Source organism: Pseudomonas sp. X10 (assembly GCF_054889225.1).
In genome coordinates this window covers 638,603-652,991 of record NZ_CM142677.1, presented here as the reverse complement: position 1 = coordinate 652,991, position 14,389 = coordinate 638,603, and the positions used below count along the sequence as shown (strand labels likewise).

The window sequence follows — 14,389 nt, the reverse complement described above, 5'->3', positions numbered from 1 at the left end:
TCAGCGCCCGGCCTGTTGGGCCAGGGCGTTGTCGGGGCGGATGTAACGCTGGTCGGCGACCCTACGGGTCAGACCGATCCGGTCGAAGTACTCCAGTATCTGCACACTGCGCTTGCGACCGATGCTCAACATATCGCGAAACGTGGCGACCTGCACTATCGGTGTATTGGCGGCCTGCTGCAAGAGCAAAGCCGCCATTTGCCGGATCGTCACCTCGGGGTAGAACAGGTCGCGCACCACTTGGTGCACCAGGCCGAGGCGCGCCAGTTTGCGCAGCAGCAACCGCACCTCGGCTTCCTGCACCTTCTCCGCCGCTGCCAGGCTTCTGACCCAGGGCGGATCGAAGCCCCCTTGCAGCAACAGCGGCTCCAAACGTTCCCACAGCAGCGTGTCGGCATCGCTCAAGCGCACTTGGTGGTCAGGCAGGTGCAGCCACGGGCCACTGCTGGCAATCCCACCAGCGCTCAGCAACTCATCCAGCAAGCTAACAAACGCCGGCCGCTCTAGCGGCAGCGCAGCGAACCGCCGCAGACGGTCGCGGTCCGGGCCCAACTGGTCCGGCTCCTGTTCATGGAACAGTGCCAATTGCTCCAGTACTTGCTTCTTGAGTGCTTGCCAATGCCTGCTGGCGAACAGCAACTGCCCCTGGCGCGTAGCAATCACCTCCAGGCCGTCCGGCAGCTTCCAACTGCTACGCAGGCGGTTGAACTGACGCTCTAGGCGCTGCGGATCGAGGCCACCGGGCGCGGCTTCGAGCAAAGCGGGTAATGCCTGCTCCAGGCCATTGGCATCGGCTAGCACCTGCAACTGCTGCAGGCGCAATTCGCTGCGCCGCTGCCGACTTGGCGCAAAAGGATCGAGGACGCGGCCGCCACCAAGGGTGCGCTGGGCGCGTTGGTCACGCAGCACCAGGCGGTCGCCATGCACCGCTTGCAAGGGCGCGTTGAGCAGCAATTGGGCAAACATCCGCTCGCCTGGCAACAACTGCTCCCCCTGCAAAAGCGCCACCCGCGCGGTGACATCCTGGGTGCCAAGGTGTACGTGCACTGCGCTGAAATGCTCGAAGCCCCGCGCCTCACCGGGCAGCAGGGTCATTTCGATATCCACCCGCGAGGTCGGCGCATGCAGCCACTCGGCCACCAGCCAGTCGCCACGGTGGATCTGTTCCAGGGCCAGGCGCTCAGCGCTGATGTTCAAGGCCACCCGCTGCCCGGCTTCGGCCACCAGGGCGGCCTGGTTCTGCGCATGCAGGCCACGCACCCGTATGGGCTTGCCGGCCTTGCCCAGGAGCAGGGTATCGCCGGCCGTCACGCGTCCGGCCAGCGCCGTGCCGGTGACCACGATGCCCGCGCCGGCCACGGCGAATGCCCGGTCGATGGCCAGGCGAAAGCCACCACGCACGCTACGCTGGCGCACCTCGCTCTGAGCCTGCAGCAAAGCCTCGCGCAACGCTTCGACCCCCTCGCCGCGGAGGCTCGACAACGGAAACTGCGCCGCGCCCGCATAGGGGCCCGACGCCAGAAGGTCAGCCACCTGGGCCTGTACTTGGGCGACACGCTCCGGCTCGACCCGGTCGCACTTGCTGATCGCCACCAAGGCCTGGGGAATACCCAGCAACTCGATGATCGCCAGGTGCTCACGGGTCTGCGGCATGACGCCGTCGTCGGCAGCGACCACCAGCAGCACCAGGTCGATGCCCTGGGCGCCGGCCAGCATGTTGTGGATAAAACGTTCGTGCCCAGGTACATCGATGAACCCGGTCAGCGGCGCCCCGTCGGTCAAAGCTGCATACCGGTAACCGAGGTCGATGGTCATGCCTCGGTCGCGTTCTTCCTGACGTTGATCGCCGGCCTGGCCGGTCAGGGCCTGGAGCAACGCTGTCTTGCCGTGATCGATATGTCCGGCGGTGCCGACGATCACGGCTGCACCACGCCCAACCGCAGTTCCGGCAATTGCGCCAGCCACTGGGCTTCATCGTCGAGCTGGCGCAAATCGAGCCACAGGGCATCGTCGTCGATGCGTCCGAGCACCGGTACCGGCAATGCGCGCAAGGCCCGCTCCAGCACATGCAGGCTGCGCCCACGCAGGCGCTTGGAAACTTGCGGACGTAGGCACAGGGCAGCGCTGGGCAGGCGCGCTACCGGCTGGCTGCCACTGCCGATCATGCCCAATGCCGGCTCGGCAGTGACCGTCCAGTGCACGCCGAGCTGGCTGGCCAATTGCGGCGCCAGGCGAGTGGCCTGGGCCATGATGTCGTCCTGCGGACGGGTCAGCAGGCGCAGGGCAGGCAGGCGCTCGGCCAGGCGGTCCGGATTGCGGTATAGCCCCAGCACCGCTTCGAGGGCGGCCAGGGTCAGCTTATCGACCCGAAGGGCGCGTTTGAGCGGATTCTTCTTGATCTTCGCGATCAGTTCCTTGCGTCCAACGATGATCCCCGCCTGGGGGCCACCGAGCAGCTTGTCGCCACTGAACGTGACGATATCAGCACCATCGGCCAGCGCCTGACGCACCGTCGGCTCGGCCGGCAGGCCCCAGCGGGTCAGGTCGAGCAGGCTGCCGCTGCCCAGGTCCTCAAGCAGCGGCAGGTCATGCTGATGGGCGATCTGCGCCAGCTCGGCGGTCGGCACTTGGTTGGTGAAACCCTGGATGCTGTAGTTGCTGCAATGCACGCGCATCAGCAGGCCGGTGCGTGGGCCGATGGCGGCCTGGTAGTCGCGGGCGTGGGTGCGATTGGTAGTGCCGATCTCGTGCAGGCGCACACCGGCCCGGGCCATGATGTCGGGAATGCGGAAGGCGCCGCCGATTTCGATCAGCTCGCCACGGGAGATGATGCCCTCCTTGCGCGCCCCCAGGCTGTTGAGCGCCAGCAACACGGCGGCGGCATTGTTGTTGACCACGGTGACCGCCTCGGCGCCGGTCAACTCGCGGATCAGGCCCTCGATCAGGTCATCGCGGTCACCACGCTTGCCAGTGGCCAGGTCGAACTCCAGGTTCAGCGGATAGCGTGCAGCCAGTTGCACGGCCTCCACCGCCTCTTCCGGCAGCAGCGCCCGCCCCAGGTTGGTGTGCAACACCGTACCGGTCAGGTTGAACACCCGCCGCACTTGACTCTTCTGTTGGACATCCAGGCGTTCACCAGCGCGCCCCAGCAGGACCTCAGCGGCCAACTCCACGGCACCGAGCTGGCCGAGCCGCGCCGGCTCGCGCAGGTCATCGAGCAACTGGCGCAAGGCCGTCAGCACCGCCTCGCGGCCATGGCGCTCAAGCAGCGGCTGGCAGGCTGGGTGGCGCAACAGAGTGTCGACGGAGGGCAAACGTGAGGCGTTGCTGGCGAGGCTGGAAGACATGCAGGTACTACCTTCAACTGGTCCGTTGTCTGTTCAGGCCCATTCGCTGGCAAGCCAGCTTCCACAGGTATTGAATGCAGCGGACCTGTGGAAACTGGCTTGCCAGCGAATCGGATTAGCTCGTTTTCCCAGTGTAGCCCTTCACTCCCCACCTGGCGCCAGCATCAGGTTCGGCGCCAGGCGCCAGAAGCCCTCGTCGTCCAGGCGTATGTCCAGGGCAAGGCTAGCCAGATCGTCGGCCAAGGGCTCGGCGGCGGCGTCATTCTCCAGGTAGCAGTGCTTGAGGTAGCTGTTGCAGCCCGGACAGCACTCGGCACGCAGCGGCGCTTTGCCCGCAGCGTGACGGTCGTCCTCCAGGTTGGTATAGCGCAGGTCCTTGCTCGACTCGCAGTACACGCACTTGACCCGCACCACATGCCACTCGCAGGCGCACAACGAGCAGACCAGGTAGCGCAGGCCGTTATGTCGGCCGCGATTGCGCACCACCCCGGCCATGGCCGGTGAACCGCAGGCCGGGCACCGGCTCAGGTGGCTGGTGGGCTTGAGTTCCTGGCTGGGCAGGCTAAGCAGCCAGTGGGTCCAGGCCGCCTGCAAGGCCGCGCCAATGAAGGGCATCCAGGCCGGCGGCACAACATCGTAGCGGCCCTCTACCAGGGCGGTGGCCCAGGCTCTGCGCTCGTCTTCAGCACTCATGCGCAACGCCTGCACCTCGCTGTCCAGGGCACTGCTGCTGCCGGCGTCGAACCGATCGAGGAACGCCTGTAGCCAGGCCTGCCATGAACCCTCCCGCACCAGGCTGTCAGCAGCCAATGGCGGCAGCCCATGGCTCATACACAGGCGCTGGCGCTCCTCGGCCACGGGCAGGCCGGTTGGCGGCTGCTCGAGCAATTGCTGCTGGACCCGACTCAAGCGGGCGATCAGCTTCAGGTAATCGGCAAGTTCACCGCCTTCGGCGGCTAGCTGCTCCAGGCGCGCTGCGCGCCGTTCGAAGAGATTGGCTGGCGGCAGAAGCAGAAACGGCGGCGTGGTCGCCGCCGCTTCGATCTGCCCGGGTTCGAGAATCTTGCTCAAACTGTCATCCTTCTTTACGGGGCGGGGTGTGCGCTGGCTTGTCGCCGGTCACTTCCCGGTACCACAACTCATGATGCTTGCGCGCCCAGGCCCGACTGACCCAGCCATGCAGCATGGCGCCGACAGAACCCTTGATCCAGATGCCGGCATAAATGTGCACGATGATACCGAGCACCAATACGAAGGCCGCCAGCGCATGCAGCAGCGAGGCCAAGCGGATCGAACCGATGCCGAAGTACTCACTGAAGTAAGCCCGCCAGATCACCACACCACTGAACAGCAACACCAGCATGCACAGCAGCAAGGTCCAGAACAGCAGCTTCTGCCCTGCGTTGTACTTGCCGATCGGCGGCACACCCTCCTCCTTGTTGAGCATCACCCGGTCGATGCGGCGCAGCCACAGGCGGTCGTTGGCGGTGATGAAGTTGGCGCGCCAGAAGCGCACCACCAGGCCGAGGAAGAACACGAACATCGCCACACCCATGAACGGATGCAGGATCCGTGTCCAGGGCCCTCCGCCGAACAAGTTGCTGAGCCAAAACAGCGCTGGATGGAACAGCGCCAACCCCGACAATCCAGCCATGAAGAACAGGATGGCGACCAGCCAATGGTTGGTGCGCTCGTTGGCGTTGTAGCGCTGAATCGGTTTGTTGTCGTTCATGGCCGTTGCTCCCCTTGTCCGCCGGGCTGGCCCGGGTCATAGACATGGACCGCCGGGTCCACCTGGTGCACGCTGTTATCCACAGGCGCGGGATGCTCGTCTTCCTCGACCCGCTGCGGGCCCACCCGCACATAGTGGAAGAACCCAGCCAACACAGCAGCGCCCATGGCCAGCAGCGCCAGCGGCTTGCTGAAGCCCTTCCACAGCCCGACCAGCGGGCTGATCACCGGCTGGTCCGGCAGGCCGGCATAGATCCGTGGCGTATCGGCATGATGCAACACGTACATCACATGGGTGCCGCCGACCCCGTCCGGGTCGTACAACCCGGCGTTCTCGAAACCGCGTGACTTGAGGTCGACGATACGCTCGGCGGCATGGTCCTTCATGTCGTCCTTGGTGCCGAAGACGATGGCGCCGGTCGGGCAGGTCTTCACGCAGGCCGGCTCCAGGCCCACGGCCACGCGGTCGGAACACAGGCTGCACTTGTAGGCCTTGTGGTCCTTCTGCGAAATCCGCGGGATGTTGAACGGACAGCCAGTGATGCAGTAGCCGCAGCCGATGCAATGGTCCTGGTTGAAGTCGACGATGCCGTTGACGTGCTTGATGATGGCCCCCGGGCTCGGGCAAGCCTTCAGGCAACCGGGATCTGCGCAATGCATGCAACCGTCCTTGCGGATCAGCCACTCCAGGTTGCCTTCGGCCGTCTCGTGCTCGGTGAAGCGCATCAGGGTCCAGGTCTGGGCCGTCAGGTCCTGGGGGTTGTCGTAGGTCCCATGGTTGTGACCGACGTCGTCACGCAACTCGTTCCACTCCGAACAAGCCACCTGGCAGGCCTTGCAGCCGATGCACTTGGTGGTGTCGATCAGCTTGGCCACTTCCTGTTGCTGGCGCACCGAGGGTGGCAGGGTCGTGGTGGCCGAACGGGCGATGATATCTTGGCTAGCCATCAGATCTTCTCCACGTTGACCAGGAACGACTTGGATTCCGGCGTCTGGGTATTGCCATCACCCAAGAACGGCACCAGGGTGTTGGTCAGGTAGCCATGTCGGGTCGCACCGGTGAACCCCCAATGCAACGGGATACCGATCTGGTGTACGGTCTGGTTGTTGACCTGCAGCGGACGGATCCGCTTGGTCACCACCGCCACCGCTTCGATATGCCCGCGCTTGCAAGTGACCCGGACCCGGTCACCGGCGGCGATGCCCTTCTCCTTGGCCAGGACTTCACCGATCTCGACGAACTGCTCAGGCTGCAGCACGGCATTGATCGGGCAATGCTTGGTCCAGAAGTGGAAGTGCTCGGTCAGGCGGTAGGTAGTGGCCGCGTATGGGTAATCCTGCGCCTTGCCCAAGCTGTCCCACACCGACTCCAGCACTCGTCCGGCCGGGTTGCTGATCGCCTGCTTGTTGTTCGGATGCAGCGGGTTGACCCCGATCGGCGTTTCGAACGGCTCGTAGTGCTCGGGGAACGGGCCTTCGGCCATCTTGTCGAGGGCGAAGAAGCGCGCGACCCCTTCGGGGTTCATGATGAAGGGGTTCATCCCGCTTTCCGGCGCTGCATCGACCTTGAAGTCCGGCACATCGGTGCCGGTCCACGCCTTGCCGTTCCACCACACCAGCCGCTTGTGCTCGGCCCAGGGCTGGCCCTGCGGGGTAGCCGACGCGCGGTTGTAGAGGATGCGCCGGTTCGCAGGCCAGGCCCAAGCCCACCCCAGGTTCTGCTTCATGCCAAAAGGATCGGCGTTGTCGCGCCGAGCCATCTGGTTGCCTTGCTCGGTCCAACTACCGCAGAAGATCCAGCAACCAGACGCGGTGCTGCCATCGTCCTGGAGCTGAGCAAATCCGGCAAGCTGCTGGCCTGCCTTGACCGTCGCACCTGCAGCATCGGTGACATCGCTCACGGCATAGCCGTTGAACTCCTTGGCGATCTCCTCCGGCGACGGCTCTTCTGGCACCTTGTACGGCCAGTTGAGCTTGAGGATCGATTCGGCCCAGGCCCCGCCCTCGCGCTGGTAGCGCTCGCGCAGGCGCAGGAACAATCCGCTCATGATCTGCACGTCGGTGCGTGCCTCACCCGGTCCGTCGGCACCTTTCCAGTGCCACTGCAGCCAGCGGCTGCTGTTGACCAGCGAGCCGTCTTCCTCGGCGAAGCAGGTGGTGGGCAAGCGGATGACTTCGGTCTGGATATTGGCCGTCTCGACGTCATTGTATGGCCCGGCATTGCGCCAGAACTCGGAAGTCTCGGTGGCCAGCGGGTCCATGATCACCAGCCACTTGAGCTTGGCCAGCGCCGCGGTCACGCGGTTTTTGTCCGGCAGGGCGGCAATCGGGTTGAAGCCCTGGCAGAAGTAACCGTTGACCTGCTCCTTGGCCATCATGTCGAACATCTTCAGCACGTCGTAGCCGGGAATATCGAGCTTGGGCAGGAAGTCAAAGCCCCAGTTGTTTTCCGCCGTGGCATTGTCACCGTACCAGGCTTTCATCAGGCTGACGTGGAACTTGCCGTAGTTCTGCCAGTACGACAATTGCCCCGGCCGCAATGGTTTCGACGCGCGCCTGGCGATGTAGGTGTCGTAGTCCTGCTCGGCATCCGCCGGCAGAGTTAGGTAGCCCGGCAAAAGATTCGACAGCAGCCCCAAGTCAGTCAGGCCCTGGATGTTCGAGTGACCGCGCAAGGCATTGACCCCACCACCCGGCATGCCGACGTTGCCCAGCAGCAACTGGACCATGGCCGCACTGCGGATGATCTGCGAACCGATCGAATGCTGGGTCCAGCCCAGGGCATAGAGGATCGTCATGGTCTTGCCCGGTTGGGAGCAAGTCGCGATCTCTTCCCAGATCTTGCGCATCTGCTCGACCGGCATGCCGCAGACCTGGCTCGCCACCTCTATGGTGTAACGGCTGTAGTGCTGCTTCAACAACTGGAAGACGCAGCGCGGGTGCTGCAGGGTCGGGTCGACTTGGGCGAAGCCGTCCTCACCGATCTCGTAGCCCCAGCCGGACTTGTCGGTGTAACTGCGCTTATCCACGTCATAGCCACTGAACAGCCCGTCCTCGAAGCCGTAGCCTTCCTTCACGATGAACGACACATCGGTGTAGTTGCGCACGTACTCGTGCTGGATCTTATCCTCGGCAATCAGGTAGTTGATCAGCCCGCCCATGAAGGCAATGTCGGTACCGGTGCGGATCGGTGCGTAATAGTCAGCCACCGACGCCGTGCGGGTGAACCGCGGGTCGACCACGATCAGCCGGGCCTTGTTATGGGCCTTGGCTTCGGTCACCCATTTGAAACCACAAGGGTGCGCTTCAGCGGCGTTGCCGCCCATCACCAGGATCAGGTTCGCATTGGCGATATCGGTCCAATGGTTGGTCATGGCTCCACGGCCGTACGTCGGGGCAAGACTTGCCACCGTCGGGCCATGTCAGACACGAGCTTGGTTATCGAACCCCAGCATGCCAAGACTGCGAACGACCTTATGGGTCATGTAGCCAGCTTCGTTGGACGAGGCCGATGCCGCCAGGAAGCCCACCGTCAGCCAGCGGTTGACCGTCTGGCCCTGAGCGTTCTTCTCGATGAAGTTGGCATCGCGGTCAGCCTTCACCAAGTCGGTGATGCGATCGAGCGCCTCGTCCCAGGAGATCCGCGTCCACTCCTTGCTCCCCGCCTTGCGCACCTGCGGGTACTGCAGACGGTTAGGGCTGTGGATGAAGTCGAGCAGGCCCGCGCCTTTCGGACACAGGGTCCCACGGTTGACCGGATGGTCTGCGTCGCCTTCGATGTGGATGATGTTCTGCGAGACGTTTTTCCCTCCATCCCCGTGGCTGTACAGGATCAGGCCGCAGCCGACTGAACAGTAGGGGCAGGTATTGCGGGTCTCTTTGGTGTGCGCCAGCTTGAAGTGGCGCACCTGCTCGGCAAAGGCAGGTGTCGGGGCCATGCCCAACGCCGCCAGGCTCGAGCCTCCAAGGCCAACTGCAGCGACCTTGAAGAACTGCCGACGGTTGAGGTCCATCGTGCACTCCTGATCAGGTGGTGGACGCACGGGGCTTTGCCGGCGTCTCTTGGACTGTCACGGTGGCGACAAACAGAGGTCGCCAGACTTAAGACTAGCCAAGAATCCTGAAAGCGCGATGACATGAGTCATGGACTGGAGGGCGAGTGCTTGTTCTTTGCTGGGGCTGTTCCCACCTCTTCGCGAGCAAGAAAGCGCGATGACGGCCAACAATAATAATGCTGAAACAAAAAACCGTGGCACAAGGCCACGGTTTTTTGGGTACGGCAGGCTCAGATAACCGATCAGAGCTTTTCTAAACACCTTGATCGTATATCCCAAGGGTCACAGTAAAAAAATATTATTTTTTCAAAGGGTTGCATATACGTCTAGCCCACCAACCAAATAATGTAATAAATTCTGTAAATTTTTCTTCAGTCTTGGCACTCAAATCTTAACAAAAATCAAAAGTAAACAGATCTAGGAGGCCGTCGCCGTACTACGACCGCGTAGTCACAGACGCCCAATTGGTCCTGGCTCTATGGGTCAATGGCACCAGATGAGCGCACCTCGCCCGCTGCTGGCAATAATTGGCGGCGCACCATCCATAGATGCGACATTGCAAAAAGCGTGGTCAGTTGCGCCGTGTTCTTGGCCAAGCCATGGGCCCGATTAAAGGCTATGCACGGAGATCCCCAGGCGCTGACCGACATCGGCGACAGGTTTGCCTTCTTCGGTAACTTGCTTGACCGCTTGGATCTTGAGTTCTTCGGGGTAATGCTGACAACTCATGACACCTCCTATTTGGGCCTTATTGTGAGGCTTGGAGGTGTCTACGAAACCATGAGCGATTCAGTCGGTGCGCTTCGCAAAGTCATTACAACCTGGCCAGAGGTTGACCAAACGAAGCCTGTGTGCCGTTGGTAAACTATACGAATATGGATCCCGTCGTCAGCGTTTGATTGAAGGGCTCAAAAGTATTTTCCCGTTGCAGCGTTTTCACTCGCCAAAGATAGAACGAACGTACGGTACCTTCCAGCGAAACAGCTCCTTCTCGATAAGCTGCGCCCCTTGAAATGAGTGCAGTACCGCAGTTACCACTAAACTGAATGGGCCGAGCAGCTTCCCAACCGGCGTTCCAATAACAAAGGTCCGCGATTACCTGTTCGTCAACCTTAACCTCCAAACGCCCGCCGCAAGAGGTAAGCTCCGCCTGATTGATGCCAGGTAGCGTTGGAAGGAAAAGCCGTCCAGGATATAAATCGTGCTGGAGGTAACCTAAACGGTCGAAATCAAGCGGCGTAGCAAGCGGCCACGCCTTGCATTGCTCCTCCGTCAACTCGCCTGGCTGGGGTGGCAAAAGGATAGTTGTCGTGCTTAAAGGGTCGGAGTATGCGCTGCGAAGCACCCAAGTGCTGGACCAGAAATCCTCCAAGTGTGCTGGTAAGTCACCGTCAGCGGTACTGCTCCCCTCCGCTTGCGACCACCGGACCAATGAAACTTCTACACACCGCGTCATCGATACAAATATTGGTGAACTGAACGCGATCAATTCGTCATCGGGCCGTAATTTTTTTACGTTGTCTACCAAGACTCGTACAGATGATTCGATAACATCTATATCTCCGTCGAAGTCAGTCGTCGCAGGGAACCAAACGGGGCGCTGAGGCCTGAGTAAGGCCAAGGTTGGGTGAACAGGCAAAGCCAAAAGAGCCCTAGCTTCCGCTCGATCCGTGGGCATGCCCCAGAACTCTTCAGCCACCGCCAAAGTGCGAAGGTAGGCAGAGATAGCCCGAAGGGCTGTGCGCGAGGAGAGCTGTCCGATGAAACCATCGCCTAGGGGGCGCGAGAAGTGCCACGGATCTCCTTGGAACGGTGCATCCGGGTAGGCGGATCGATTCGCCGCCCATTCAAAAGCCATCTGCCGGACGAATGGAAATCCTGTACGGTTTTCGAGCTCGCCCATAGAAGTTCGAAACATCCGAGGTAGATCTGAGCCTTGCACGCCATCAAAGTCTTGGGGAATCTCGAAGTCGTCAGGCACTTCCTCCAGTGCTTCGTAACCTTCGGCAAACATACCAAAGCTCTCTAGTAGCAGGTCCGAAAGTATTGATGATTTCGGGATGCTTTCAGCTAGTTTGACGCTAGGTGCGTAGTCGTACGTTTGCGTTGCAATCCAGAAGATACATAGTACTTCAACCACTTCGGCCTCAAGCTTGCGAGAGCTCAGCTGTCGAAGCAGCGCGCGCTCAGTCTCCTCCCTTTTTGCAGCCTCACCTAGCCGAGCGGCCAGCTCCTGCATGCTCCACCACCTTGCAGACGTCGACGGCCAACCAAGCCGGGCCATGAGGATGCGAAGCTCATCCATCAGTTTTCCGCTCCTTCAAGTTGGACTAGCTCGACAGCCCAGAGTGGTTTTGCCAATGGCAAAGTACGAGTGTCTTCAATTACGCAGTCAACCATCGTCTCGGCAAATTTCACGGCTTCTGCGATGCGCCCTTGTTGCGCATAGAAATAAACCATCTCTTCGTTAGGTGTCACTCGTGGAGGTTCGGGGTCACCGAACATGCTGTAGGTCGTCGCAGTGACGAACTCGTCGCAGCGCTGCGGATAGTGTTTGACGACTAAGTCGAGCCTGCTGCGGGTCTTTTCTTGCTTCTCCATAAATCCGATCCAAGCACCGTTATGGATGTGCGCCTGTACGAGATACTTCCATGCCGCCTTTGCGCCACTTAGCTTGCGTCTAGTCTGAAATGCCAAATCAGACAGCTCCAAAACGCCCTGGAGCCTGCCCTCTCCCGACAGAAGTAAACCGTCGAGTGCCGTAAGAAGCCGCTTTCCTTGACCAGCCTTTTCCCAATGCTGATACCAGGTACGAAGAAGCGTCAGTTGTTCCTTGTAGCTGGCTGATGAGCTGTCGAGCAGCTCACCGAGTTGTTCCGGCGCAAAAGTCGTGACGTCTCCGGCGTATGGTTTGTTTTCGCTATCGCTGCCAGTATTCTCCGTTCGCTGCAGCAGTCCGATGTCCCAACCGACATGTTCCCGAAGTACTCGAAGTCGCTCCCCAGCGCTTTCGCTGCCTTCTCGTGCAATTCTATTCAGAGCGTTATAGATTTCCGGATGCAGCCCGGTTCGCATCAACGCGTCAAGCGGCCACCCATCTCTGACACCTCGCTCCACGTATTCTCGCAAACTGTCTTCTGCCTGCGACCAGTCACCAACGTGAGTATGCTCCTCGTACTTGGTCACCAAAGCTGACGGCTTCAGCTTCGCAAGTATTCGGTCGGCGGCCGCCAGAACGTGTCTGGTGCCCTTCCCATCGGTGTAGTCCAAAACGTTATGGACCTGAGGCGCGATAACGCTGAGCAAGCGACGAGCGTCGTTCGGGGCGACATCAACCAAGGAGCCGATGGCGTCGACCGTATTGTTCAATGTAGGATCTTTGCGATGTGCATAGCCGGTTGTCAGCTCCCAGGTCTGTTTGCATAACTCGCGAGCGCTGGAGTTCAGGCCATGAGCTAAAGCAATGGCACATAGCTGGAGCGGCATCTGAAGATGAACGCTGGTTTCCTGGCGAATCTCTGCATCAAGCAAGGCACGTTGGGACTGAACGAACCCAGCCGCAGCATCGTCGCTCATCCTCGTCAACAATCCGGAAGCGTATTGAATGCGAAAGGACGCGCAGTCAAACCATGCCTGCTGTTCTGCCGCTTTGAGGGTTTCGTCGGTTAGGGCGACGTCATCGAAGTGGTCCAGTAGGATACTGCCGAGGCGGATATCACAGGCAATGCGATGCAGCGCGCTCCGGAAGTCCTCGGCTGCAGAGCTCGCATCATGGGTTTGCCTGAACCGTCTGAATTCGACCGTCTTGAGCAACTCAAACAGCTCATGGAAGTCCACGAACTCTCCCCGCCACCAATGATGCGCAACCTGTGCCGCGACCACAGAAAGCGCATTGAGGAACTCTGTGATATTCCTCCGATCTTCGTAGACGGGAGCCCGTACGAACTCGAAAGCGGTTTGACCTTCCGCGGCCATGCACAGACTCAGTTGAACGGAACTGAAAAACCAGTGGTGCGCAAGTGTCGCCAGATCTTCCTTGCGCTCGTAATAGTTACCCTTTAGCCATTTAATGGGGATAGGCGCATTCAACGGTTTGGAAGCCCGCGTTCTAGCCACTTCTACGGCAGCGACGAATGGGGTTCTGCTAAGGATTCTCCGATCAAGTCAGCACAGGCTGCACGACCTGTGCTGAAATGGCCCTTCGTTTAGCCACCCCAAGCAAGCCTTGCCCATGAGTCAGATGAGCTTCTCCGATTTCGAGTACGCCGGTAAGCGCAAGCAGACCCGCCGAGAGCGTTTCCTGGCCGAAATGGAGCAGGTCGTGCCGTGGAGCGGGTTGGTCGCGTTGATCGAGCCGCACTATCCAAAGGCCGGTGGCGGTCGTAAGCCTTATGCATTGGAAACGATGCTGCGCATTCACTTGTTGCAGAACTGGTTTTCGCTGAGCGATCCGGCGATGGAAGAAGCGTTGTACGAGATCACCTCTATGCGCCAGTTTGCTCGGCTGACGCTAAGCGCGCCGATTCCCGAAGACACGACGATCATGAATTTCCGACACCTCCTGGAGAAGCATCAGCTCGCAGCAGGGATTCTGGAAACCATCAACAACTATCTGCAAGACAAAGGCCTGTCACTGCGCCAGGGCACGATTGTCGATGCCACGATCATCCATGCGCCCAGTTCGACCAAGAACAAGGAAGGCAAGCGCGATCCAGAGATGCATCAAACCAAGAAAGGCAACCAGTACTTCTTCGGCATGAAGGCGCATATCGGCGCCGATGTTGAGTCGGGGCTGGTGCATCACGTTCACGGCACTGCCGCGAACGTCGCAGACGTGACGGAAGTCGCGCAACTGCTGCATGGTGAGGAGAATGTCGTCTGTGCGGATGCGGGTTATACAGGTGTCGAGAAACGACCAGAGCATGAAGGGCGGCAGGTGATCTGGCAGATCGCAGCCCGACGCAGCACCTACAAACGCTTGAGCAAACGCAGCGCGCTGTACAAGGCCAGACGCAAGATCGAAAAGGCCAAAGCCCAGGTACGTGCCAAGGTCGAACACCCATTTCGGGTGATCAAGCGCCAATTCGGCTATGTGAAGACCCGCTTCCGTGGGTTGGCCAAGAACACGGCGCAATTGACCACGTTGTTTGCGCTGTCGAATCTGTGGATGGCGCGCCGGCAGTTATTGAGCCCTGCGGGAGAGGTGCGCCTGTAAGGTGCGATAACCAGGGCTGAGCCCTGGCTATCGCAATGATC

Annotated in this window: 9 protein-coding genes and 1 pseudogene; 1 reads left to right on the top strand and 9 read right to left on the bottom strand. The window is 60.6% G+C overall.

What is annotated here, in order from left to right; all coding sequences use genetic code 11:
* The 9 genes and pseudogenes from selB to ACYU03_RS02980 all read right to left on the bottom strand — a co-directional run bounded on the left by selB (position 1) and on the right by ACYU03_RS02980 (position 13,108).
* A complete protein-coding gene (gene selB / locus ACYU03_RS03020; protein ID WP_461888038.1) occupies positions 1-1,920 on the bottom strand; it encodes a selenocysteine-specific translation elongation factor in 1,920 nt (639 codons plus the stop codon).
* Positions 1,917-3,347: an L-seryl-tRNA(Sec) selenium transferase gene (gene selA / locus ACYU03_RS03015; RefSeq protein WP_461888037.1), complete on the bottom strand. Its 1,431-nt coding sequence runs from the start codon at positions 3,345-3,347 to the stop codon at positions 1,917-1,919. The genes selB and selA overlap by 4 nt, the downstream gene beginning before the upstream one ends.
* Before the next feature lie 141 nt (positions 3,348-3,488).
* Entirely contained in the window at positions 3,489-4,418 is a 930-nt protein-coding gene (gene fdhE, locus ACYU03_RS03010; RefSeq protein ID WP_461888036.1) for a formate dehydrogenase accessory protein FdhE, read from the bottom strand.
* Positions 4,419-4,422: 4 nt separating this feature from the next.
* A complete protein-coding gene (locus tag ACYU03_RS03005; protein ID WP_461888035.1) occupies positions 4,423-5,079 on the bottom strand; it encodes a formate dehydrogenase subunit gamma in 657 nt (218 codons plus the stop codon).
* The gene (gene fdxH, locus ACYU03_RS03000) at positions 5,076-6,026 is read right to left on the bottom strand and encodes a formate dehydrogenase subunit beta (RefSeq protein ID WP_461888034.1); all 951 of its coding nucleotides are present in this window, start codon (positions 6,024-6,026) and stop codon (positions 5,076-5,078) included. Before fdxH ends, ACYU03_RS03005 begins: the two co-directional genes overlap by 4 nt.
* A complete protein-coding gene (gene fdnG, locus ACYU03_RS02995) occupies positions 6,026-9,091 on the bottom strand; it encodes a formate dehydrogenase-N subunit alpha (RefSeq protein ID WP_461888033.1) in 3,066 nt (1,021 codons plus the stop codon). Before fdnG ends, fdxH begins: the two co-directional genes overlap by 1 nt.
* Before the next feature lie 654 nt (positions 9,092-9,745).
* Positions 9,746-9,862, bottom strand: a pseudogene (locus ACYU03_RS02990) (transposase); the annotation flags it as partial.
* Positions 9,863-9,998: 136 nt separating this feature from the next.
* Positions 9,999-11,438, bottom strand: a complete 1,440-nt coding sequence (locus ACYU03_RS02985; RefSeq protein ID WP_461888032.1) for a multidrug DMT transporter permease — start codon at positions 11,436-11,438, stop codon at positions 9,999-10,001.
* On the bottom strand, positions 11,438-13,108 hold the full coding sequence (locus ACYU03_RS02980) for a hypothetical protein (protein WP_461888031.1): 1,671 nt from the start codon (positions 13,106-13,108) through the stop codon (positions 11,438-11,440). Before ACYU03_RS02980 ends, ACYU03_RS02985 begins: the two co-directional genes overlap by 1 nt.
* Positions 13,109-13,364: 256 nt before the next feature.
* Here ACYU03_RS02980 and ACYU03_RS02975 point away from each other — a divergent pair, with 256 nt between their 5' ends.
* On the top strand, positions 13,365-14,348 hold the full coding sequence (locus ACYU03_RS02975; RefSeq protein WP_461887441.1) for an IS5 family transposase: 984 nt from the start codon (positions 13,365-13,367) through the stop codon (positions 14,346-14,348).
* Positions 14,349-14,389 lie beyond the last annotated feature (41 nt).